The 21,844-nt window shown below is 72.5% G+C and carries 19 protein-coding genes; 14 read left to right on the plus strand and 5 right to left on the minus strand.

Annotation, left to right across the window (positions count from 1 at the left end; translation table 11 throughout):
* Window positions 1–51: 51 nt before the first annotated feature.
* Genes F6W97_RS01150 through F6W97_RS01185 form a run of 8 tightly spaced genes read left to right on the plus strand, consistent with a single transcriptional unit; the run spans window position 52 to window position 7,944 of the window.
* The gene (locus F6W97_RS01150; protein WP_155368215.1) at window positions 52–1,317 is read left to right on the plus strand and encodes a YcaO-like family protein; all 1,266 of its coding nucleotides are present in this window, start codon (window positions 52–54) and stop codon (window positions 1,315–1,317) included.
* The gene (locus F6W97_RS01155; RefSeq protein ID WP_155368216.1) at window positions 1,296–1,919 is read left to right on the plus strand and encodes a TOMM precursor leader peptide-binding protein; all 624 of its coding nucleotides are present in this window, start codon (window positions 1,296–1,298) and stop codon (window positions 1,917–1,919) included. The genes F6W97_RS01150 and F6W97_RS01155 overlap by 22 nt, the downstream gene beginning before the upstream one ends.
* Window positions 1,916–3,274, plus strand: coding sequence for a hypothetical protein (locus F6W97_RS01160; protein ID WP_155368217.1), 1,359 nt, complete (start codon window positions 1,916–1,918; stop codon window positions 3,272–3,274). Before F6W97_RS01155 ends, F6W97_RS01160 begins: the two co-directional genes overlap by 4 nt.
* Window positions 3,274–3,747, plus strand: coding sequence for a hypothetical protein (locus F6W97_RS01165; RefSeq protein WP_155368218.1), 474 nt, complete (start codon window positions 3,274–3,276; stop codon window positions 3,745–3,747). Before F6W97_RS01160 ends, F6W97_RS01165 begins: the two co-directional genes overlap by 1 nt.
* Window positions 3,744–4,907, plus strand: coding sequence for a hypothetical protein (locus tag F6W97_RS01170; protein WP_155368219.1), 1,164 nt, complete (start codon window positions 3,744–3,746; stop codon window positions 4,905–4,907). The genes F6W97_RS01165 and F6W97_RS01170 overlap by 4 nt, the downstream gene beginning before the upstream one ends.
* Before the next feature lie 5 nt (window positions 4,908–4,912).
* The gene (locus tag F6W97_RS01175) at window positions 4,913–6,262 is read left to right on the plus strand and encodes a SagB family peptide dehydrogenase (RefSeq protein WP_155368220.1); all 1,350 of its coding nucleotides are present in this window, start codon (window positions 4,913–4,915) and stop codon (window positions 6,260–6,262) included.
* Entirely contained in the window at window positions 6,263–6,874 is a 612-nt protein-coding gene (locus tag F6W97_RS01180) for a flavoprotein (protein ID WP_155368221.1), read from the plus strand. It begins immediately after the preceding gene.
* A complete protein-coding gene (locus tag F6W97_RS01185) occupies window positions 6,871–7,944 on the plus strand; it encodes a hypothetical protein (RefSeq protein ID WP_155368222.1) in 1,074 nt (357 codons plus the stop codon). The genes F6W97_RS01180 and F6W97_RS01185 overlap by 4 nt, the downstream gene beginning before the upstream one ends.
* Before the next feature lie 62 nt (window positions 7,945–8,006).
* Here the strand turns inward: F6W97_RS01185 and katG are convergent, their stop codons facing one another.
* Both katG and F6W97_RS01195 read right to left on the minus strand, forming a co-directional pair.
* Window positions 8,007–10,283 carry a catalase/peroxidase HPI gene (gene katG, locus F6W97_RS01190; RefSeq protein WP_155368223.1) on the minus strand — a complete coding sequence of 759 codons (2,277 nt, stop codon included), beginning with the start codon at window positions 10,281–10,283 and terminating at the stop codon, window positions 8,007–8,009.
* A 22-nt stretch (window positions 10,284–10,305) separates the two neighbouring features.
* Window positions 10,306–10,734, minus strand: coding sequence for a Fur family transcriptional regulator (locus tag F6W97_RS01195; RefSeq protein WP_155368224.1), 429 nt, complete (start codon window positions 10,732–10,734; stop codon window positions 10,306–10,308).
* A 392-nt stretch (window positions 10,735–11,126) separates the two neighbouring features.
* Here F6W97_RS01195 and rox point away from each other — a divergent pair, with 392 nt between their 5' ends.
* From rox to F6W97_RS01215, 4 genes are all read left to right on the plus strand, one after another.
* Window positions 11,127–12,554: a rifampin monooxygenase gene (rox, locus tag F6W97_RS01200; RefSeq protein ID WP_155368225.1), complete on the plus strand. Its 1,428-nt coding sequence runs from the start codon at window positions 11,127–11,129 to the stop codon at window positions 12,552–12,554.
* Between the two features lie 170 nt (window positions 12,555–12,724).
* A complete protein-coding gene (locus F6W97_RS01205; RefSeq protein WP_155368226.1) occupies window positions 12,725–13,447 on the plus strand; it encodes a VOC family protein in 723 nt (240 codons plus the stop codon).
* A 346-nt stretch (window positions 13,448–13,793) separates the two neighbouring features.
* Window positions 13,794–14,252 carry a GAF domain-containing protein gene (locus F6W97_RS01210; RefSeq protein WP_230686305.1) on the plus strand — a complete coding sequence of 153 codons (459 nt, stop codon included), beginning with the start codon at window positions 13,794–13,796 and terminating at the stop codon, window positions 14,250–14,252.
* Window positions 14,233–16,278, plus strand: coding sequence for a putative bifunctional diguanylate cyclase/phosphodiesterase (locus tag F6W97_RS01215; RefSeq protein WP_155368227.1), 2,046 nt, complete (start codon window positions 14,233–14,235; stop codon window positions 16,276–16,278). The genes F6W97_RS01210 and F6W97_RS01215 overlap by 20 nt, the downstream gene beginning before the upstream one ends.
* A 12-nt stretch (window positions 16,279–16,290) precedes the next feature.
* Here the strand turns inward: F6W97_RS01215 and F6W97_RS01220 are convergent, their stop codons facing one another.
* Window positions 16,291–16,773, minus strand: a complete 483-nt coding sequence (locus F6W97_RS01220) for a MarR family winged helix-turn-helix transcriptional regulator (protein WP_155368228.1) — start codon at window positions 16,771–16,773, stop codon at window positions 16,291–16,293.
* Window positions 16,774–16,881: 108 nt separating this feature from the next.
* On the opposite strand from F6W97_RS01220, the gene F6W97_RS01225 reads away from it, so the two are divergent.
* Window positions 16,882–17,967, plus strand: a complete 1,086-nt coding sequence (locus F6W97_RS01225) for an epoxide hydrolase family protein (RefSeq protein ID WP_155368229.1) — start codon at window positions 16,882–16,884, stop codon at window positions 17,965–17,967.
* Here F6W97_RS01225 and F6W97_RS01230 read toward each other — a convergent pair.
* Window positions 17,964–18,578: a TetR/AcrR family transcriptional regulator gene (locus F6W97_RS01230; RefSeq protein WP_155368230.1), complete on the minus strand. Its 615-nt coding sequence runs from the start codon at window positions 18,576–18,578 to the stop codon at window positions 17,964–17,966. The two genes, F6W97_RS01225 and F6W97_RS01230, sit on opposite strands and share 4 nt — an antisense overlap.
* 57 nt (window positions 18,579–18,635) lie before the next feature.
* On the opposite strand from F6W97_RS01230, the gene F6W97_RS01235 reads away from it, so the two are divergent.
* Window positions 18,636–19,757, plus strand: a complete 1,122-nt coding sequence (locus tag F6W97_RS01235; RefSeq protein WP_155368231.1) for an FAD-dependent oxidoreductase — start codon at window positions 18,636–18,638, stop codon at window positions 19,755–19,757.
* A gap of 18 nt (window positions 19,758–19,775) precedes the next feature.
* On the opposite strand, the gene F6W97_RS01240 is transcribed toward F6W97_RS01235, so the two are convergent.
* The gene (locus F6W97_RS01240; protein ID WP_155368232.1) at window positions 19,776–21,692 is read right to left on the minus strand and encodes a toprim domain-containing protein; all 1,917 of its coding nucleotides are present in this window, start codon (window positions 21,690–21,692) and stop codon (window positions 19,776–19,778) included.
* Window positions 21,693–21,844: the final 152 nt, after the last annotated feature.

Raw genomic sequence — 21,844 nt, forward strand, 5'->3', positions numbered from 1 at the left:
CCACTGCGGGTCACCGTCGCGTCCCCTGTGGACTTTGTTACAGGAATGTCAATGAGCGCAGATCTCGTCAGTCTGGTCAGCCCGCTGGGCGTGGTCAGCGGACTGCGGCCGCTGCTGCCGGACCGCGGCCTCGACCGGCTCAGCCACGTCGTCGCGTCCAGCGGCGACTCGCACACCGGCCACCACGGCGGCAGCCCGCAGCTGGGCACCGGGCGCGGTTTCGACGCCGGTCTCGCCACCACCGTCGCGATCGCCGAAGCCGCCGAACGGTACGTGGGCAGCTACCCCGACGCCGACACCGTCCGGGCCACCGCCGCGGAACTGCCCGGCGCGGTCCTCGACCTGACCGGCCTGCCCCGCTGCTCAGACGCCGAATATGCGCACCCCGACTGCCACCTCGTCCCGGCCGACCCCGGCACGGAGATCCGCTGGATGCGCGGCACCGACCTGATGTCCGGCGAACCGACCTGGGTGCCCGCCGTCATGGCCTGCTACGGGCTGCACCCCGAACCGGCCGAACGCTTCGTCTTCCAGATCTCCACCGGGTACGCCGTCCACGTCGAACCGCAGCGCGCCCTGCTCGGCGGGCTGATGGAGGTCATCGAACGCGACGCCATCGCCGTGACCTGGCTGCGGCGGCTGCGGCTGCCGCTGCTCGGACCCGCCGGGTTCAGCCCGGCGGTGCGCTACCTGCTCGACCACGGCCGCCGCCGCTTCCTGGACAACGTGCTGTTCAACGCCACCACCGACCTGGGCATCCCCACGGTGTACGTGCTGCAGCAGGCCCCCCACGATGCAGAGGCCGCCAACCTGGTCGGCGCGGCGACCGGGCGCACCCTGGCGGACGCGGCGGAGAAGGCCCTCATCGAGATCGCCAACATCCGGCAGCTGTTCCCGCACGGCACGGCGCCCGTCGACGGCGACACCAGGTTCACCGACATCATGGACGGCGCGCGGTACATGGCCGTGGCGCAGCGAGCCGAAGCTTTCGGCTTCCTCACCGAGGACCTCGCGCACCGCCCCACCTCGGACAGCTGCCTGGAACTTCCGGCGGATCCGCATCAGGCGACCTCGGTGGTGCTGGAGCAGCTGCGGCGGCTCGGGGCGCAGGCGGTGTGCGTCGACCGGACCTCGGCCGAGCTGCGCCGTGTCGGGCTGGTCGCGCTGACCGTGGTGGTGCCGCGGCTGCAGCCCATGTCCCTGAACCCGCTGGCGCAGTTCCGTGCCCACCCCCGACTGAACGAGGCGCCGGCGGCGATGGGCGTGCCGGCCTCCCCGGAACAGGAGCAGAACCCGTGGCCGCAACCGTTCGCCTGACCGAGACCGCGGTCGCCGCGGTGGGGGAGTTCGGCCACGCCGTGCGGTCCCGCCTGCTGGCCGCGGGCGCGACGGCACTGGACGCCGACCGGCCGCAACCGGGCGACGCGCGAGCCATGGTGCTCGTGTCGTGGCGGCCCGACCCGGACCGGGCCCAGCGGTTCGACGAGCTCGCGCACCGCGCCGGGATCGGCTGGCTGCCCGTGGTCGTGGAGCACCCGCGGCTGATCATCGGCCCGTGGGTGGCCCCTGGCGGGCCGTGCCACGACTGCTACAGCTTCCGCCGCGAGCAGCACGATCCCAAGTCGCGGCACCGTGCGGCGCTGCTGGCCGCGTACCGCGCTGACGACGACCTCGGCGTCTACGGCCATCTGCCGCACCACCTGCGCATCGCCGAAGCGCTCGTCGGGCTCATGCTGCAGAGCCCGCAACCCGGCATGACCACCATGGTCGACCTGGCCACGATGATGGTGAGCCGCGTCGACGTCATCGCCAGGCACGGCTGCCCGCACTGCGGCGTCGCCGACACCTGGGGAGACCCCCGGCTGGCCGCGGCCGTCGCCGAAACCGTGCACCGGCTGCCGGAAGGAGCACTGACGTGAGCCGGCTCGCGCATCCCGCGCTGGCGACCGGCCTCGCCGTCATCAGCACCGAGGACGGCCTGCTGATCGAAGGCGGTCCCAGCCGACGGCTGTTCACCGGCGCCGCCGCCCACGAGCTGCTGCCGCGACTGCTGCCGCTGCTGGACGGCCGCACCGGCCTCGCCGCGGTCGCCGACGAGGCAGGGGTGCCCGTCGCTCAGGTCGCCCAGGCCGTGGCGCTGCTGCACCGCAGCGGACTGCTCCACGACGGCCCCGCCGAGCACGGCGACGCCGCCGACGCCTTCCTGTCCCGCACCCTGGCGGCCGCGGGCAGCCACAACCGTCCGGCCGAGCTGCGCAAACAGCTGGCCGAAGCCACCGTCGTGGTCGCCACGGCAGGTCCGCTGGGCGACCTGCTCACTGCCGACCTGGCGCAATCGGGCATCGGCACGGTCACCGCGGACCCCACTCCCGGTGCGGCGCTGGCCATCGCGACCGACGACCGGCTCGCCGAGGTCGCCGCCACCGGCGTGCCGGTGCTCCGCATCGGCGGCGACGACCGCGGTGTCGAACTCGGGCCGCTGTTCACCGGAGCGGAAACCACCTGCCCGGACTGTTTCCTGACGGACGGCGCAGCCGGGTCCCGCACCTTCGGGCAGGCGGCGGCGCAACTGCTCAGCGGGCTGGCCGTGGCCGAGGCCGTCGGCCTGCTGACCCGGCTCGCCGATCCGGTCACCGGCCGCCGAATGCACCGCATCGACACCGTCGATCTCAGCCGCACCATCCACGAGGTCACGCCCTCAGCCGCGTGCCGCACCTGCGCCATGACCGACGACGGCGTGCTCGGGCGGCTGGAGTGGCTGAACCGGCGGGCTTCCTGGCAGGTGACCAGCGCCCGGCCGGTCCCCGCCACCGCCGACACCGACCTGGCGTCCTCGCCCCGGGTGCCACTGGACCAGGTCCCGTCCTGGCTGCGGACGCTGCTGACGGCGGCGACGGCCCGGCCTTACGCCGACACCTACCTGATCGGTGCGCCCGGCCTGGCGTTTCCGGTCCACCGCTGGTCACCGGCCACCCAGGCGCTCATCGCCACCCGTGGCGACCTCAGCGCCGCCCCGCCGATCGCCGGACTGCCGGACGCCCCGGTGGCCGTGCTCGTGTTCGTCTCCGCGACCACGCGCTTGACCTCGGCCTACGCCGCACAGAGCCTGCGCCGGGCGTTCCTGGCCGCCGGTCGGGCGGTCGCGGCCGTCGCCGCCGGTCACCGCGCCGTGCTCGCCGACACGGTCGATCCGGCCCTGTCCGAGCTGCTGGAACTGCACGACGGCGGGGAACACCTCGCGGCCGTCGTCGGCATCTACCCGGAGCGGCCCTGATGACGATCCAGCCCAAGGACACCGCCCTGAGCGCCGCACTGCGACTCGACGTCACCGGCCCGCGCCGGGCCAGGCCCGCCGACGACATCGGCGCCATCGTCATCCGATCCCTGGCGGCCTCACCGGAGCCGCTGACCGCCTGCGTCGCCGTGTTCGGCCTGGCGGGCATCCCGGTCGGCACGTACTGCGTCGACGCCGCGGGATACCTCCACCGGACCGACCCGCAGCCGCCGCCGCTGGCGCACCTCGCCGCCGACGTCGCCGTGCTGCTCGGCGGACCGGCCACCGCCTCGGCCGCCGACCACCGGGCACTCGCGGTCGCGGCCGGTGTCGTCTCGCACCACCTCGCCACCCGGCTCGGCACGAGTCTGCATCAGGTGACCTGCGACGACGAAACCATTGCCTGGCCACTGGCGACCGTGAACGGACCGCTGACCCACCTGACCACCGTCACCGGCAAGGAAGCCCCATGACCGAATACCAACTGTCCACTGTGATCATGGCGCATCCGAGCCGGCTCGCCCTCGCCGAGGCGCTCGCCGACAGCCTGCCCGAGCTCAAGCCCGACATCGTCGTGGACCCCGATCCGCACGGGCCGCCGTCGTCGCTGCGCACCGCCGCGGTGGCCTGGTCGTTCGTACCCGAGAACGCTACCCACCACCTGGTGCTGCAGGACGACGCCGTGCCATGCCGGGGCTTCGCCGAGGCTGTGCACGCCGCGATCGGGCAGTACCCGCACGCCGCCCTGGCGCTGTTCACCGAGTGGACCTCGATGACCGCCCACCACCTGCGCATGGCCGCCCTCGCGGGCGGGTCCTGGGCGGGAGTCGTGGACGAGTACGTGCCGAGCGTCGCGCTGGTCCTGCCCGCGCAGGTCGCCCGCGAGTTCGGCGAGGCCGCCACCCGCAACCTGCGCGAATGGACCCCCACCGACGACGTGGCGCTGATGAACTTCCTCCGCGACCGCAACGTCGCCGCCATCTGCCGCATCCCGAACCTCATCGACCACGACTCGCCGGACAGCCTCACCGGCAACCTGCACCAGGGCCCGCGCCGTTCGGCCTGCTTCGCCGACGACGTGCCGCAGCCGCGCGCGGACGCGCTGCTGGGCGTGGCCGACCTGCTGCCGACGTTCGCGCACTACCAGATGCCCGACTTCGGCTCCCGGCCGTACTTCGCGCTGCGCAAGCCGCTGGACGACGGGGGACTGCCCTGGTCGATCCGGGCCACCGAGCAGTGGCTGGCCGACACCGGCCTGGACCCGGCGGCGGTGACGGAACTGGCCCGCGCGCACACTGACCGTTGGCGGCGGCAGCACGCGCTGCTCGCCGACGACATGCTCGACCGGCTGTGGCTGACGCCGTTCGCGATCGGCGTCTGCCTGACCCTGCCGTCGGTCCGGCTCTACCAGCCCGACGGCACACCGCTGCCCAGCCGGTTCCCGGCCACCGACGAGGCAGCCTTGGAAGCCCTGCTGGCGGATCCGGTGATGCGGCGGGTCTTCACCACCCTGCCGCAGGCGCACCTGCACCCCGTCGCCACCCGCGAGGTGCTCGACAGCCTTGAACAGCCCCTGGGCGAACTCATGCTCGACGCCGTCCGGGCCGGACACCGCCATGCTCGGAACATCTAGCGGCAATGATCACGCTGCGCCTCGACGACGGGCTGACCACCGAAACCACCACGACCGCCGACCTGCTGATCATCGGCAAGGGCCGCGACCCGGTGGCGCTGCACGACGCGGACGGGTCGGTGGCGGCCGTGCTGGAGGCGCTGCGCCGGCCCACGACCTGGCAGCAGTTGCGGGCGCACGGGCCCTTTGCGGCCGGACGGATCGACGCGCTGATCCGGCGGCTGCTCACCGCCGGAGTGCTCATCCTGGGCTGCGCCGACGAGAACGGCGACCTGGCCACTGCCCGCATCCGCTCCCGGCTCGCCGAGCTGCGGCCCGACGCCGAGCCGGCCGACGACCAGCCGGTACAGCTGTCGCCGTGCGCGCTGCTGCGGCGGCTCGACGACCGGGCCGTGGTCGAGTCCGCCCACGACGGGACCGTCGTCGAGCTGCATCGGCCCGAGCTGGCGGCGGTGGTGGCGGGACTCTGCGCGCCCATCGACGCGGCGGCGGTCGCCCGGCTCGCCCCGGGCGGCTCCCAGCTGCTGCGCCTGCTGGCCGCGGTCGGCCTGGTCACCGCGCCCGGCCCGGCGGCCGGACGCCCGACGCACGCGGTGTGGACGCATACCCGCAGCCGAAACGGCCTGGTCGAACTGCGCACACCCGCACCCGGGACCCTGGACGAACCGCCCGCGGGGCCTGCCGCCGACACCGATATCGCGCTGCCCGTGCCGGACCAGGCGGCGCTGCGCCGCACCGACCCGCCGCTGGCCGAGGTCATGGAGACCCGCCGCTCGGTACGCCGGTTCGGCGACAAGCCGCTGGCCGTGGCGCAACTGGGGGAGCTGTTGCACCGGGTGGCGCGCATCCAGCAGCGGCTGCCCGCCGACCCCGCCGACGAGCGCTCCTACTCGTACACGCTGCGGCCGGCGCCCTCGGCCGGGGCGATGCACGAACTCGACTACTACCTCACGGTCCGCGCCTGCCACGGCCTGGCCCCCGGCGTCTACCGCTACCTGCCGGACCGGCACGCGCTCGCCGTCGTCAACCGGGACACCGTGCCGCTGGTCCGGCTGGTCAACGCCGCCTACCTGGCGATCAACCGGGTGTCGGTGCCGCAGGTGCTGATCAGCCTCGCGGCGCGCTTCGACCGGCCCACCCGCAAATACGGCGACCTGGCGTACTCGTTGACGCTGCGCAACGCCGGGGTGGCGCTGCAGTCGGTGTACCTGTGCGCCACCGCGATGGGCCTCGGCGCGTGCGCCGTCGGCAGCGGCGACGCCGCGGACTTCGCCGAGGCGTCCGGCCTGGACCCGCACGAGGTGTCCGCTGTGGCCGAGATCGTCATCGGTTCCCTCCCCGGACAGGACGTGTGAATGGACGACTCGACCCCGTCCGCCGACCCCAGGCTGCCGGCCCTGGGTTTCCGGCGGCTGCTGCTGGTCGCCACCGGCTCGCTGAACGCCGCCTTCCTGCCCCGCGACCTCGCCTGGCTGCGTATGGCCTACCCGGAGCTGGAGACCCAGGTCGTGCTGACCCGGTCGGCGCTGCAGTTCCTCACCCCGACCGCGGTCGGCGCGATCACCGGCCGGGCCGCGGCCGTGGACGAATGGGCCGGGCCGCTCGCTGAGGCAGTGCACGTGACCTGGCAGCAGTGGGCGCAGGCGGTCATGGTGTACCCGGCCGGCCTGAACTACCTCGCCCGGCTGGCGCTCGGCCTGGCCGACTCGCCCAGCCTGCTGGCGATCCAGTGCAGCGCCGCACCGGTCGTGGTGGCCCCGGCGCTGCCGCCCGGCGGCTGGGCCAGCCCGGTCACCGCCGCGCACGTCGCCGCGCTGGCGCAGCGGCCGACGGTCACCGTGCTGCCACCGGTGCCGGTGCGCAGCTTCACCACCGGCCGCGACGACGCGCACGGGCCGCCGCCGTTCACCGCCGCGCTGGGCACCCTCGAGCTGCTGCGCCACCGACTCCAGGAGGAAACCGCGTGAGCGCCGGCCCAAGAGTGCTGTTCCTGGCGCGCGGCCACGGCTTCGGGCACGCCGCCAGGGACCTGCGGATCATCAGGGCCATGCGTGCCCTGCGGCCCGACGTCGAGATCCAGGTGATGGCCTCCGGCAGCGCCGCGGTCTACCTGGACCTCTACGGCGAGTCCTGCATCGACATGGGCATCGGCGACCACGAGGACATGACCCCGGCGGCCGGTGCGCGGGTCTGGGCGCTGATGGACCGGCACGACCCGTTCGACCTGGTCGTCGCCGACGAGGTCGTGTGGTCGCTGGTGTACTGCGTCAAGCGCTGGCGGCGGCGCGCGATCCTGCTGACCGACTGGTTCTACTCCGAGCTGGGCGCACCGGAATCCGATCCGATCCTGGACCAGGCCGGTGAGATCCTGCTCCTCGACTTCTCCGTCGCCCACCCGGGCCCGTTCGGCGTCACCAACCCGATCCAGGCGTTCGGGCCGGTGGTCGAGGAGTTCCGGGTGGACCGCGAGGCGGCGCGCGCCGCGCTCGGAGCCGCGGCGTCGGAGACGATCGTGGTGCTGACCATCGGCGGGATGACCGCGATGGTCGACAACACCGCGATCGCGGAACTCACCGTACGCACGTGGCTGGAGCACGCGCCGCCCGGACATCGGCTGTTCGTGCTGGCCGAGCCGTTCTGCCCGGTGCCCGATGACCGGGCCGCAGACGTCGTCTGGGCCGGGTTCACCGCGGAACCGGAGAAGTACTACGCCGCGGCCGACCTGGTGGTGGCCAACGCCAACGGCACCGTCATCGGCGACCTGGTGTGGAACCGGATTCCGGTGCTGGCCATGACCCACCCCGCCGTGACGTACCCGGACTCCTTCGGGCTGCGCGTCAAGGCGATGAGCGAGGCCGGCATGACCGTCCACGGCGAGGCCACGGTGTCGACGTCGGCGCAGTGGCAGCTGATGGACGAGGCGAAACGCAACGACTGCCGGCCCGACCCGGCATTCGAGTGGACCACCGGCGAGCAGGTCGCCCGCCACCTGCTGGCACGGCTCGACTACATGCTGGCCAAATCGGCGACCGGCTGAGCACGGACCGGCGGGCCCGGCCGATCACCATGGATCGGCCGGGCCCGCCGGTGGCCACTCGATCAGTTCAGGTCGAACCGGTCGAGGTCCATGACCTTCGTCCAGGCCGCGACGAAGTCCTTCGCGAACTTCTCGCGGGCGTCCTGGCTGGCGTACACCTCGGCGAGCGCCCGCAGCTGCGAGTTGGAGCCGAAGATGAGGTCGACCGCGGTGGCGGTCCACTTCACCTGGTCGGTGGACACGTCGCGGATCTCGTAGACGTTCTCGCCGGACTCCGCCGCCTTCCACCGGGTGCCCGGGGACAGCAGGTTGACGAAGAAGTCGTTGCTGAGCACGCCGGGCCGGTCGGTCAGCACACCGTGCTTGACGCCGCCGACGTTGGCCCCGAGCGAGCGCAGGCCGCCGACCAGGACGGTCATCTCCGGCGCGGTCAGGTTGAGCATGTACGCGCGGTCGACGAGCAGCACCTCCGGCAGCTGCTTCTCGTCGGGCTGCAGGTAGTTGCGGAACCCGTCGGCACGTGGCTCCAGGTAGCCGACGGACTCGACGTCGGTCTGCTCCTGGGTGGCGTCGGTGCGGCCCGGGTGGAACGGGACCGTCACCGGGATTCCGCCGTCGCGTGCCGCCTTCTCCACGGCGGCCGAGCCGGCCAGCACGATCAGGTCGGCCAGCGAGATCTTCGCGCCGCCGGCGGCGTTGAAGTCCCGCTGGATGCCTTCGAGGGTCTGCAGGACCGTCGCGAGCTGCGCGGGCTGGTTGACCTCCCAGCTGCGCTGCGGCTCCAGGCGCAGCCGGGCGCCGTTCGCGCCGCCGCGCCGGTCGGTGTACCGGAAGCTCGCGGCCGCGGCCCACGCGGTGGAGACCAGCTGGTCGACGGTGAGGCCGGAGTCCAGGACCTTGGTCTTCAGCGCGGCGATGTCGGCGTCGCCCACGAGCTGGTGGTCGACGGCCGGCACCGGGTCCTGCCAGAGCTGGGCCTCGGGAACCCACGGGCCGAGGAAGCGGCTGACCGGACCCATGTCGCGGTGCAGCAGCTTGTACCAGGCCTTGGCGAAGGCCAGCGCGAACTCGTCGGGGTTGGCCAGGAAACGCCGGGAGATCTGCTCGTACGCCGGGTCGACGCGCAGCGACAGGTCGGTGGTGAGCATCGTCGGCTTGTGCTTCTTCGCCGGGTCGTGCGCGTCCGGGATGATCGCCTCGGCGTCCTTGGCGACCCACTGCTTCGCGCCGCCGGGGCTGGTGGTCAGCTCCCACTCGTTGCCGAAGAGGATCTCGAAGAAGCGGTTGCTCCACTGCGTGGGCCGGTCCGTCCAGGTGACCTCGAGACCGCTGGTGATCGTGTCGGCGCCCTTGCCGGTGCCGCTGCTGCTCAGCCAGCCCAGGCCCTGCGCCTCCAGCGGCGCGCCCTCGGGCTCCGGGCCGACGTGGTCGGCCGCGACGGCCGCGCCGTGGGTCTTGCCGAAGGTGTGGCCGCCGGCGATGAGGGCGACGGTCTCCTCGTCGTTCATCGCCATCCGGCCGAAGGTCTCGCGGATGAAGTGCGCCGCGGCGGCCGGGTTCGCGTTGCCGTTCGGGCCCTCGGGGTTGACGTAGATGAGGCCCATCTCGGTCGCGCCGACCCCGGCGGCCATCTCCTTCTCGGAGACGTAGCGCTCGTCGCCCAGCCAGGCGTCCTCGGGACCCCAGAAGATCTCCTCGGGCTCCCAGACGTCCTGGCGGCCGAAGCCGAAGCCGAAGGTCTTGAAGCCCATCGACTCCAGGGCCACGTTGCCGGCGAGCACGAGCAGGTCGGCCCAGGAGATCTGCTGGCCGTACTTCTGCTTGACCGGCCACAGCAGCCGCCGGGCCTTGTCCAGGTTGGCGTTGTCCGGCCAGCTGTTGAGCGGGGCGAACCGCTGCCCGCCGTCGCCCGCGCCGCCGCGCCCGTCGTGGGTGCGGTAGGTGCCCGCGGCGTGCCAGCTCAACCGGATCATCAGGCCGCCGTAGTGGCCGAAGTCGGCCGGCCACCAGTCCTGCGAGGTGGTGAGGACGGTGGTGATGTCCCGCTTGAGCGCCTCGACGTCGAGCTTGGCGAACTCCTTGGCGTAGCTGAAGTCCTCGCCCAGCGGGTTGCCCTTGGCCGAGTGGGCATGCAGCACGGACAGGTCGAGCTGGTTGGGCCACCAGTCACGGTTCGTGCGCGGACGGCCGCCCGTCTTCGGGGTCGGCGACGGGATCGCCGGGTTCTCGCTCTCGCTGCCGTGCGCGGTCACCGAGTCGCCCGCGACCGGGCAGCCGGCTGCTGCTTTCTGGTCGACCCCCTGCGCGCTGGCGGGGGTGTTGTCCTGGGTGTCGCTCATTTGCTTCCTCCGTACTGGCGGATCACTGGGAAGAACGTTCGGTCGTGCAGCCGGGGCAGGTGCCCCAGTACACGACCTCCGCCTCGTCGACCGTGAAGCCGTGGTCGTCCGAGGCGGTCAGGCAGGGCGCGTCGCCGACGGCACAGTCGACGTCGGCGATGGCCCCACAGGACCGGCACACGACGTGGTGATGGTTGTCGCCCACCCGGGACTCGTACCGGGCCACCGCGCCGGCCGGCTGGATGCGCCGGGCCAGGCCGGTGTCGGTGAGCGCCCGCAGGACGTCGTACACCGTCTGGTGGGAGACCGCCGGTTGCTCGGCTCGCACCAGGGCGATCACCGTTTCGGTGTCGATGTGCGGGTGGTCGCGCAGCGCGGCCAGCACCGCCAGCCGGGGCCGGGTCACGCGCAGCGAGACCGCCCGCAACTGCGCCTCGAAGTCGGACGTCATGCGGTCAAGGTGCCCTCATCTGGAACAGTTCAAGTTTACCTTGGGAGTCTACAACTGTTTTCGCCGGGTTTTGTCCTTTCTACGGCACCGGCGCGCGACACCGGTGTTCGGACACGCTGCGAGCAGTGAAAACACCCGGGCTTCCCGGCGAGATCTACAGTGGGCATCCGTCGTGCGGGGCGAGTCACCGCTTCGACAGGAGCCGGTCCGTCCACTGGGGACGAAAACAACGAAGGCAAGGAAGACTTTGCTTCCCTGCCACTCTTAACTTATACCGCACTGGGGGTCTTGCGGCAAGACCGGGGTGCTCATGCAGAATCTCCACCCGAAGTCAGAACCTGTGGAAATCCGGGAATTGTGAAACACGGGTGTTTTGTCGAAGTGGGGGATTCATGATCGACGTGATCGTCGTCGGCGGCGGGCCGACCGGCATGATGCTGGCCGCCGAGCTGCGGCTGCACGGCGTGCAGGTGCTGGTGCTGGAGAAGGAGGCGCAGCCGGCCCCGTTCGTCCGCTCGCTCGGCCTGCACGTGCGCAGCATCGAGGTGATGGACCAACGCGGCCTGCTGGACCGCTTCCTCGCGCACGGCAAGCAGTACCCGGTCGGCAGCTTCTTCGCCGGCATCGACAAGCCCGCGCCTGAACGGCTGGACACCGCGCACGGCTACGTCCTGGGCATCCCGCAGCCCGTCACCGACCGCCTGCTGGCCGAACACGCCGCCGAGCTGGGCGCGGACATCCGGCGCGGCAGCGAACTGGTCGGGCTGAGCCAGGACGACCACGGGGTGACCGCGGAACTCGCCGACGGCACGCGACTGCGCTCGCGCTACCTCGTCGGGTGCGACGGCGGCCGCAGCACGGTGCGCAAACTTCTCGGCGTCGCCTTCCCCGGCGAGCCCTCCAGGAACGAGACGCTGCTCGGGGAGATGGAGGCGACCGAGACGCCCGAGGCGGTGGCGGCCGTGGTGGCCGAGGTGCGCAAGACCCAGAAGCGGTTCGGCCTCGGTCCCATCGGGGACGGCGTGTTCCGTGTGGTGGTGCCCGCCGAGGGAGTGGCCGAGGACCGCGCGACCCCGCCGACCCTCGACGAGTTCAAGCAGCAGCTGCGGGCGATCGCGGGCACGGACTTCGGCGTGCACTCGCCGCGGTGGCTGTCCCGGTTCGGCGACGCCACCCGGCAGGCCGAGCGCTACCAGGTCGGCCGGGTGCTGCTGGCCGGGGACGCCGCGCACGTCCACCCGCCGGCCGGCGGGCAGGGCCTCAACCTGGGCGTCCAGGACGCGTTCAACCTGGGCTGGAAGCTGGCCGCCGAGGTCGGCGGATGGGCGCCGCAGGGGCTGCTGGAGAGTTATCACACCGAGCGGCATCCGGTGGCCGAGGACGTGCTGAACAACACCCGCGCGCAGATGGAGCTGATGTCCACCGAGCCGGGGGCGCAGGCGGTGCGGCGGCTGGTGTCGGAGCTGATGGATTTCGAGCAGGTGAACCGGCACCTGATCGAGAAGCTCACCGCGATCGGGGTCCGCTACGACTTCGGCGACGGCCATGAGCTGCTCGGGCGGCGGCTGCGTGACGTCCAGCTGAAGCGGGGACGGCTGTACGGGCTGCTGCACGGCGGCCGCGGGCTGCTGCTCGACCAGACCGGCCGGCTGTCGGTCGCCGGCTGGGCGGATCTGGTCGACCACGTCGTCGACGTCAGCGAGGAACTCGACGTGCCAGCCGTGCTGCTGCGGCCGGACGGCCATGTCGCCTGGGCCGGTGACGACCAGCAGGACCTGCTCGCACACCTGCCCCGCTGGTTCGGCGCGGCCGTGAGCTGAAATCCGGTTCCGGGGGGAAGCCACCTGACGCGGCCGGTGCTGTACCGCACCGGCCGCGCCGACGCCGGATACTCGGCTGCGCGCGACGTCGACTCATGTTTAGGGTCCCGTATGAGCTGACAGGGCGTCCTGTCGGCGGCGGCCAGGCCGCGGATCGGAGATGAGCAGAGATGACGAGTCAACTGTTCGCGGTCAGCTTCGACGCGCTCGAACCACTGCGTGTCGGGCGGTTCTGGTCCGGTGTGCTGGGAAGGGAGCTGATCGAGGATCCGCACGACGGCGTCACCCTGCTACCCGGTGACGACATCGGATTCCGTATCCGGTTCGTCCCGACCCGGGAGGCGCGGACCAGCCGGAACCTGATGCATTTCAACCTGACCAGCACCTCCCTGGAGGACCAGCACGAGACGGTGGCCAGGGCGCTCGCGCTCGGCGGACGGCATGTCGACGTGGGCCAGAGCCCGCAGGACACGCATGTGGTGCTCGGCGACCCCGAGGGCAACGAGTTCTGCGTCATCGAACCGGGCAACAACTTCCTCGCCGGCTGCGGGTTCATCGGAGACCTGGCCTGCGACGGATCGCAGGAGGTCGGCTACTTCTGGAGCCGGGCACTGGGCTGGCCGCTGGTCTGGGACCAGGACCAGGAGACCGCGATCCAGTCGCCGCGGGGCGGCACGAAGATCACCTGGGGTGGCCCGCCGTACATGCCGCGCGAGGGCAGGGACCGCGTGCGCTTCGAACTCGCTCCGGCCGCCTTCGGCGATCGGGAGGCGGAGATCGACCGCCTGCTCTCCCTCGGCGCGACCCGCATCGAGTCCGGCGGCGGCGAGCCCGGCGGGGTGGCGATGGCCGATCCCGACGGCAACGAGTTCTGCGTCTCGGCGGCCCGCTAGCGCAGGCTGGCGGCGGCCGCTCAGGCAGGAATCGCCCAGCCCGGGTAGCCGGGCGGTGCCGCGGTCGGCGGTACGCCGAACAACGGCGAAAGCCTCACAGGTGGGCGAGCAGTCCCACTTCCGGGGCGAGCGCTCCGGGCTGACTGGTCGCCGTGCGGGCGGACCCGGTGGCGTTGCCGGCCGCCGCGGCGCAACCCGGCGTCGATGTGGCGTCAACTGATGGCGAGTGGCGGTGGGCGGCGGTGCACCCCGGTTTCGCCCGGTATATTTATATTTGCCAAGCCACACGTGGGAGGGGCGGATGATGCATATTGATTCGGTCAGTCCCATAGATTGGGCGATCGACATGCTGGATGAGGCGAAAACCGTCGATGACGTCCAGACCGCTCTTCGGTGCAGCGCCCGGGCGGCAGTCCGGGCACAGGGCATGACCGTGGTCCAGCTCGAGCACGGCGAATGCCACTACCTGTACGAGGACGCCATGAGCCCGCTGTGGGCGGGGCAGCGTTTCCCCGCCACGTCGTGCATCAGCGGATGGGCGATGCTCCACGACCAGACCGTCGCCATTCCCGACATCCGGACGGACAGCCGCATCCCGCAGGCGGCGTACCGTCCGACCTTCGTGCGTAGCCTGCTCATGGTGCCCATCCGGGTGAACGGGTCGCCGGTCGGCGCGATCGGCGCGTACTGGGCGGACCTGCACCAGGCGACCTCCGGCGAGGTCGCCACGTTGGAGAGGCTCGCCGACGCGGCAGGCCGGGCACTGGCCAAGGTCCCGGCCAGACGTGTTCCCGCAGCCGCCTGAAGTCGACCGGGTGCTGCGTGATGCCGCGGCGGAACTGGCCGTGGCAGCGGGCGCGGAGGAGGTCGTCGCGGCTCTGGACCGGGCCGTCACGCGGCTGACCCCTGTCGGCGCCTCGCACGAGTTGCGCATCCGGCTGCCGGAGGACTCCGCCGGGTCCGGCGACCATCGGCCGGGCGAGGGCGAACCCGTGGCGCTCCTGCCGATCGAGGCGAGCACGCCTGCGGCGGGGCCGGTCGGCATCCTCCTGGTCGACCGGGACACCGCGGCGAGGACGGCGTTGCGGCCGGCGCTGGAGGCCATGTCGGCGCAGGCCGCCCTCGCGATGGAGCGGATCCGGCTGACCGCCGAGGTGAGCCGCTACCGCAGCTTCCGTGAAGTCGAAGCGCTGATGGAGCAGACCCACGACGTGGTGCTGATCATCGACGGGGACGGCCGCATCCGGTACGCGAGCCCGTCGGCCGGAAACGTCTTCGGCACATCCGCGCTCCGCCATGCCAGGCTGCTCGACTTCCTCGACTCCGTGCAGCGACCGGCGGCCGAGTTCCTGCTGCGGCACGTGCGCGCCGGCGGCGCCGATCGGGGGGAGGGCCGTGCGGACTGGACCATCCAGGCGCTGGACGGCCGTACGCCGGTAGTCGAGGTCACCTGCCGGGAGTTGCGACCGGGCGACGCGTCGCGGGACGTGGCGCTGACCCTGCACGACGTGACGGCCCAGCGGCGGCTCGAACACGACCTGACCGCGCGCATGTTCCACGACTCCCTGACCGGTCTGCCCAACCGGGTGCTGTTCGCCGAGCGAACCGAACACGCGGTCGCCGCGGACATCGGGCCCACCGCCGTCCTGCTCGTCGATCTGGACGACTTCGGGTCCGTCAACGACGGCTTCGGCCACGTCGTCGGGGACGAGGTCCTGCGCCAGGTGAGCCGCCGGCTTAGCGACCTCATCGGCGAGCGCGGGGTCGTGGCCAGATTCGGCGGCGACGAGTTCGCCGCGCTCGTCCAGGACGCCGACACCGTGGCGGACGTGGAGCACACCGCGGTCCGGCTCTGCCGGTCGCTTTCCCTGCCCATCCGCACCAGCGGCGGGACGGTGGTCGCCTGCCGCGCCAGTGTCGGCGTCGCCACGACCCTGCACGCCGGCAGCGCGCACGAACTTCTCCGCAACGCCAACCAGGCACTCCGCGCCGCGAAATCCGACGGCGGCGGCAAGTGGCACCGCTACGAGCCGTCGACGACCGACCAGATGCGGCATGCGCAACTGCGCGCGGACCTGGGCCGGGCGGTCGGTGAGGGGGCTCTGTTCCTGGAGTACCAGCCGATCGTGGCCCTCGGCACCGGCCGCACCGTCGGGTTCGAGGCCCTGCTGCGCTGGCAGCACCCGACCTACGGCCGGCTACCGCCGGGCGAGTTCATCGAGATCGCCGAGGACACCGGGCTGATCGTCCCGATCGGTGAATGGGTGCTGGCGACGGCGATGCGGGCAGCCGACCGGTGGCACGCCGGGGCCCAGGTCCGTGCGCCCTACGTGAGCGTCAACGTCTCGGCGCACCAGTTCCGCTCGGACGACTTCGTCGACAGCTTCGCGCGCCTGCTCACCGCGACCGGACTGCCGGCGCATCGGGTCGTCCTGGAGATCACCGAGAGTCTGCTCCTGCGCGACGACGACAAGGTGTGGCACGCACTCGAACTGCTGCGGGCCAAGGGCGCCCGGGTGGCCATCGACGACTTCGGCACGGGCTACTCCGCCCTGGGCTACCTGCGGCAGATACCACTCGACATCGTCAAACTGGACCGGCTGTTCGTCAGGGGGCTGGCCACCTCACGTAGGCAGCGGGATCTGGTGGAGGGCATCGTCACCCTGACCCGGGCGCTGAACCTCGACGTCGTGGCGGAGGGCATCGAGACCGAACGCGAGCGCCAGGCGTCCGCCGCGACCGGCTGCACCTACGGGCAGGGCTATCTGTTCGCCAGGCCGATGTCCGAAACGGACACGCTCACCTGGCTCGCCGCGGAGCAGGACGTCTGACCGGTGTCGTGTTCAGTCGCGCCACTGCTCCTCGGGGGTGCCGGTGTGCCCGTTGTGGTGGTCCAGCAGTCGGGCCAGCAGCTCGGTCAACCGCTGCCGCTCCTCGGGTGACAGCGGAGCCAGCAGTTCGTCCTGGCACTCGGCCAGTTGCTTCTCCAGCCGCCGCAGCTGCCGCCGGCCTGCCGTGGTCAGCGAGATGATGTTGCGGCGCCGGTCGGCGAGGTCCGGGGCGCGTTCGACCAGCTGTCGCTCGGCGAGTTCGTTGATCGTCGCGACCATGTCGCTGAGGTGGATGCCGCTGCGGCGGCCGAGCGCGGCCTGGCTGGCCGGGCCGAACTCCTCCAGCGTCGCCAGCAGGCGGTAGTGGTACCCGCGCGCGCCCACGGCCGAGAACCCGTCCGTCACCAGGCGGTGCGCGTGGGCGGCGGTCTGGGTCAGCAGCCAGCTGGGCAGGTTCTCCCAGCGGGCGGGCAGCTGCTCGGACGGGTTCTCCATGTGACGAGTCTAACGAATCATTGGTGTGACTAACGATTCTGGTATCGTTCGGGCAACAAACGTTAGTCGCCTGAACGTTTATGCGATGAACCCCTGGGAGTCAGCACCATGATCAAGCCGTTCCGCATCGACATCCCGCAGGCCGACCTCGACGACCTGGCCGACCGGCTCGCCCGCACCCGCTGGCCCAACGAGGTCGCCGACGCCGGCCAGGACTACGGCTTCCCCCTGGCGCGGCTCCAGGAGCTGGCCGAACATTGGCGCACCGGCTACGACTGGCGCGAGCACGAGGCCGCGCTCAACGAGCTGCCGCACTTCACCACCGAGATCGAAGGCCAGAACATCCACTTCGTCCACGTCCGCTCCGCGAACCCGGACGCGCTCGCCCTGGTCCTCACCCACGGCTGGCCCGGTTCGTTCCTGGAGTTCCTCGACGTCATCGAGCCGCTGTCACGAGACTTCCACCTGGTGATCCCGTCCATCCCGGGGTACGGCTTCTCCGGCCCGACCCACGAGCGCGGCTGGGACATCGTCCGGGTCGCGCGCGCCTGGGCCGAGCTGATGCGCCGTCTCGGGTATGAGCGCTACGGGGCGCAGGGCGGCGACTTCGGCTCGGGCATCTCCCTGGCGCTCGGCGCGATCGCTGCCGAGCGGGTGGTCGGGGTGCACGTCAACTACCTGCCGACCCGGCCGGTCCCGGACGCCGGCATCGAACTGTCGGCCACGGACGAAGCCCGGCTGGACAAGGTCAGGCAGCTGCTGGCGAACCGTCCGGCGTACCAGCTGCTGCAGGCGACCACCCCGCAGACCATCGGCTACGCGCTCACCGACTCCCCGGTCGGGCAGCTGGCCTGGATCGCCGAGCGCTTCGCCCAGTGGACCGACCCCCGCTCGCCGATCAGCGACGACCGGATGCTCACCGACATCTCGCTGTACTGGCTGACCGCCACCGCGGCCTCGTCGGCGCGGCTGCACCGGGATACGCCGCGCCGAGTCGAGCCGTGCCCGGTGCCGGTCGGTGTGGCGGTGTTCCCGCACGACATCACGCAGTCGGTGCGGCCGCTGGCCGAGCGGCTGTACGACATCAGGCACTGGTCGGAGTTCGACCGCGGCGGCCACTTCGCCGCGATGGAGGTGCCGGAGCTGCTCGCCGGGGACGTCCGGGACTTCTTCCGCGCCCGCCTGACGTCCTAGGGGACGGCGTCTCGCGCCGCGGCGAGCCCTCCGTCGACGACGGCGACGGCGAGTGGCCGGACCGCCTCCGGTGTCACCAGCTCGGCCGGGCCGGTCACCAGCGCGAACAGCGCCCCGCCGTACGCGACGAGCAGCGCCGGGATCGCGGTCGGCGGGATCGCCAGCCCGACCTGCGCGTGATGGCCGCCGGTGAAGGCGGCCATCACGGCCGTCAGCTCGTCCATCGCCGCTGCCAGCGAGGGCCGGCGCAGGCTCTCCAGGCGCAGCTCGAAGATAGCGAGATAGCGGTTGCGGTGCGGGCCCGCGGCGAGCAGCAGCGAGCCGGCGATCAACTCGATCGTGAGCGCCCGGTCGTCGAGGTCGCGGGACCCGGGTGCGGCAGTGCTGCGCGCGGCCTTTGCCATGTCGGCCTGATGCTGCTCGATGACCCGTTGGGCGGTGGCCACGAGCAGGGCGTCGCGCGTGCGGAAGTAGTTGGACGCGGTGCCGGCCGGCAGTCCGGCCCGGTGGTCGACGGCCCGGTGGGTGACCCCGTGCACGCCCGACTCGACGAGCAGCTCGATGGCGGCGTCCGCGAGCAGCGCCCGCCGCTGTTCGTTGGGTGGTGGCACCCGGCCATCATATGGCACCATCCGTTGTACAACGATCGTAGTTAACGGAGGAGTGTCGTGGAGATCCTGATTGCCGGCGGCGGTGTCGGCGGCCTGGCGCTGGCCCGCGGCCTCATCGGCGCCGGTCACCGAGTACGCGTGCTGGAAGCCGCCCCGGCACTGCGGACCGGCGGCGCCGCCTTCACGATCTTCAGCAACGGCGCCGCCGCGCTCGCCGGCCTCGGCGCGCCGCTGGGGGACTTCGGCGGCCGCCTCGACACCCTGCGGTTCGACACCGCCGCCGGGCAGACGATGGTCAACGCCGACCTGGCAGCCGTCGCGCGCCGCACCGGCTTCCGGGTCGTGAGCACGCCCCGGGCCAGGCTCGTCGAGCACCTGGCGCAGGGCGTCGACGTCGAGTTCTCCCGCCAGGTCGTCGACGTCGAGGTCCGCCCCGACGGCGTGACCGTGACCGACGCGACCGGTGCACGCCACGAGGCCGATGTCGTGGTCGGCGCGGACGGCCACCGCTCCGCCGTACGCCGGGCGGTCCTCGACGACACCCCCGCCACCGAGAACGAATGGACCACCTGGCAGGGCCTGACCGCGGTCGTCCCCGAGCTGGCCGGGGGCACGACGGGGGTCTGCGTCGTCGGCCCGGCCGGGCTCGTCGGCATGCTGCCCTCAGGCGACGGGCTGCTCCAGTGGTGGTTCGATGTGCACGAGCCGATCACGGGCGCACCGGCCGCCGTGCTCGCCGACCGGTTCGCCGGATACGGCCCGCTGGTCTCGGCGCTGCTGGCGAAGATCGGCGATGCGGACATGGAGGCGTTCCGGCACGTCACCCACCGCATTCCGGACCGGTGGGGAAATGGCGGCGCGACGCTGCTCGGCGACGCCGCGCACGCCTTCCCGCCTACCCAGGCCCAAGGGGCCAACCAGGCGCTCGAAGACGCCTGGGTGCTCAGCCGGGTGCTGCGCGCGACGCCCGCGGCGGTTCCGGAGGCGCTGCGGCGCTACGAGCGGCTGCGCGCGCCGCGGGTGCGCAAGGTCTCCCGGCGCGCGGTCAGCGAACGCACCAACAAGCCCGTGCCCGCGCCGGTGCGGCTGCTCACCAGCCTCATGCCGGCCGGCCTCCTCGCCGCGGCGTACGCCGCGCAGCTGCGCGGCGTCAGCAGCGTCCTCAACGACGAGCACTGACCCGCCGCATCCGGCCGGTCAGTCGCGCTCGGTCGCGAAGTGCGCCACCACGCCTTCGCTGATCTCGTGCGGGGCGAGCCCGAGCCGCTCGGCCGCCGCCTGCACCACCAGCTCCACCTGATCCTGGCCGACCGCGTCGAGCAGGTACGGAGCGACCGCCCGGAAGGCCCGGACCCGGTCCTCCGGCCACGCGGCGTTGAACCGCTCGGGAAACGCCCTGGCCAGCGCATGCCCGACCCCCAGCACCGGCAGGGGCCGCTCGGCGGCCAGCAGGTCGAGCAGCGCGTCACCGGGTTCCCGCGCCGCCAGCAGTTCCGAGACATCCTTGAACCCGGTCGGCCCGGTCCCGGACACCGGTCCGTGCGCCCAGGTGACGGCCAGCGGATAGGCGCGGTCGAGCGCCTTGGCGCCGGGAGCGTCCGCGTCGAACGAAATGACCAGGGCGGTGTCCGGACCGGACAGGCGGTCCAGCAGGGCGAACTGGGCCCGGGTGAACGCGGTGCCGCACGAGGCCACCACCACGCTGCGTACGCCCTCGACCTCCAGCTCGCGGTAGATCAGCTGGGCGGCGATCGCGTCGGTGGGGCCTTCGACGACGACGAACCGGTCCGGCGGGCCCTGGCCCAGTGTCTGGGGGGCCAGCCCGAACAGCAGCCTGCCCTTGTGGAAGACCGCCGTCTCGGGGGTGTTGAAGTACTTCGCCGGGCTCCGCCCGGACAGGTCCCGGCCGGTGAATCCGGCGACCTGGCCGTCGGGCGCGTGGACGGGGAACACCAGCCGGTCCCGGAACAGGTCGTACAGGCCGCCGTCCAGCCGGCCGGCGGCGACCAGGCCTGCTGCCAGCAGGACCTGATCGGTGAAGCCGCGGGCACGCAGGTGCCGCAGCAGGACGTCACCGCCGGCGGGTGCGACGCCCAGCTGCCAGTCGCTGCGGGGCGCGGCGGCGGCGATGCCCCGCGACCGCAGGTACGCGGCCGCCGGGTGGCTCACCGGCAGCTGGGCGGCGTAGAACTCCGCCGCGGCGGCGTTGGCCGCGTACAGGGCCGCCCGGTCGACCGGCGCGGCGTCCGATGCCGCGTCTGCCGCCCTGGCCCGCCGACGTTGCGCGGCGGTGCGCGGGTTGCGGCGTTTTGGAGCCGGTGCGGGCGGGGCAGCGGAGCGCCGCTCCAGCGCGTGCTCCAGCCGGTCGGTGAACGCGTCGGACAGACCGGTGATCACGGATACCGTCGCCACGGCCTCGTCAGGTGTGGACGGGACCGACGGCGCAGCCCGGTGGCGGGATTCCGGGGCGGCGACGCCGGGTGGCTGCAGGCCGAACCGCCGTGCCACCACGTGGGCGACACCGGCGGCCTGCACGTCGCGGACCGGCCCCGCGGGCAGCAGCCGCCGGGCCAGGTGGTGGACGAGATGTCCGGCGGCCGCCGACAGTGGCAGGTGGGCGGCCAGATCGAGCCGGTCGCCGTCGACATGCGCCGCGGTGGCCAGTCCCCGGCCCAGCCGCACGGCGAGCCCCACCCCGTCGGCCAGTGCCGCGAGCGCCGACACCACCCGCACCAGGTCGTACGCGGGCCGGTGCGGAGCGGGCATCGCGTCGGTCTGGGTGACGTCGAAGACCCTGACGACGTCGAATCCGCCCTCATCGAGCGGTTGGAGCAGCGCGACGGCCCGCTCGCCGCGGCGCACGTGCGCTCCCCGTGCCCGCCACTGGTCGTAGGTCCCCAGGTCGGTGGCGTCCGGACGCTGGCGGGCGATCAGCAGGAGGTCGTCGACGCCGCGGCCGGGATGCCGGGCCGCGACGTCGAGCAGGCGGGTCCAGCCCGGCGCGCCGGCGAGGTCGGCGATGGCCAGCTGGCGGGTGAGCCTGGCGGCGTGCAGCGCGGCCCGGCCGGCCGGATGCGTCCGGGCGACGCGGAGGTCGTGGGAGGTGGTGGTCAACACGCGCTCCTTCCACATCGGAGGCCTCACCTCGGACGGTGCCGTCCTTCACGGACACGGCCATCGATATCTCACCGTTGCATCGTACGTACGTACGGCGACAGAAATCCGTCGCCGACGACCGCCGGGCCGATCGGGACCCACCGACGGGG

It is taken from the genome of Catellatospora vulcania, assembly GCF_009720385.1.
GTDB classification, from domain to species: Bacteria; Actinomycetota; Actinomycetes; order Mycobacteriales; family Micromonosporaceae; genus Catellatospora; species Catellatospora vulcania.

What these genes read in the sequence shown, in the direction of transcription:
- F6W97_RS01150 (WP_155368215.1), top strand. Translation starts at nt 52, where the DNA reads ATGAGCGCAGATCTCGTCAGTCTGGTCAGCCCGCTGGGCGTGGTCAGC.
- F6W97_RS01165 (WP_155368218.1), top strand. Translation starts at nt 3,274, where the DNA reads ATGACGATCCAGCCCAAGGACACCGCCCTGAGCGCCGCACTGCGACTC.
- F6W97_RS01170 (WP_155368219.1), top strand. Translation starts at nt 3,744, where the DNA reads ATGACCGAATACCAACTGTCCACTGTGATCATGGCGCATCCGAGCCGG.
- F6W97_RS01175 (WP_155368220.1), top strand. Translation starts at nt 4,913, where the DNA reads ATGATCACGCTGCGCCTCGACGACGGGCTGACCACCGAAACCACCACG.
- F6W97_RS01180 (WP_155368221.1), top strand. Translation starts at nt 6,263, where the DNA reads ATGGACGACTCGACCCCGTCCGCCGACCCCAGGCTGCCGGCCCTGGGT.
- katG (WP_155368223.1), bottom strand. Translation starts at nt 10,283, where the DNA reads ATGAGCGACACCCAGGACAACACCCCCGCCAGCGCGCAGGGGGTCGAC.
- F6W97_RS01195 (WP_155368224.1), bottom strand. Translation starts at nt 10,734, where the DNA reads ATGACGTCCGACTTCGAGGCGCAGTTGCGGGCGGTCTCGCTGCGCGTG.
- rox (WP_155368225.1), top strand. Translation starts at nt 11,127, where the DNA reads ATGATCGACGTGATCGTCGTCGGCGGCGGGCCGACCGGCATGATGCTG.
- F6W97_RS01205 (WP_155368226.1), top strand. Translation starts at nt 12,725, where the DNA reads ATGACGAGTCAACTGTTCGCGGTCAGCTTCGACGCGCTCGAACCACTG.
- F6W97_RS01210 (WP_230686305.1), top strand. Translation starts at nt 13,794, where the DNA reads ATGCTGGATGAGGCGAAAACCGTCGATGACGTCCAGACCGCTCTTCGG.
- F6W97_RS01220 (WP_155368228.1), bottom strand. Translation starts at nt 16,773, where the DNA reads ATGGAGAACCCGTCCGAGCAGCTGCCCGCCCGCTGGGAGAACCTGCCC.
- F6W97_RS01225 (WP_155368229.1), top strand. Translation starts at nt 16,882, where the DNA reads ATGATCAAGCCGTTCCGCATCGACATCCCGCAGGCCGACCTCGACGAC.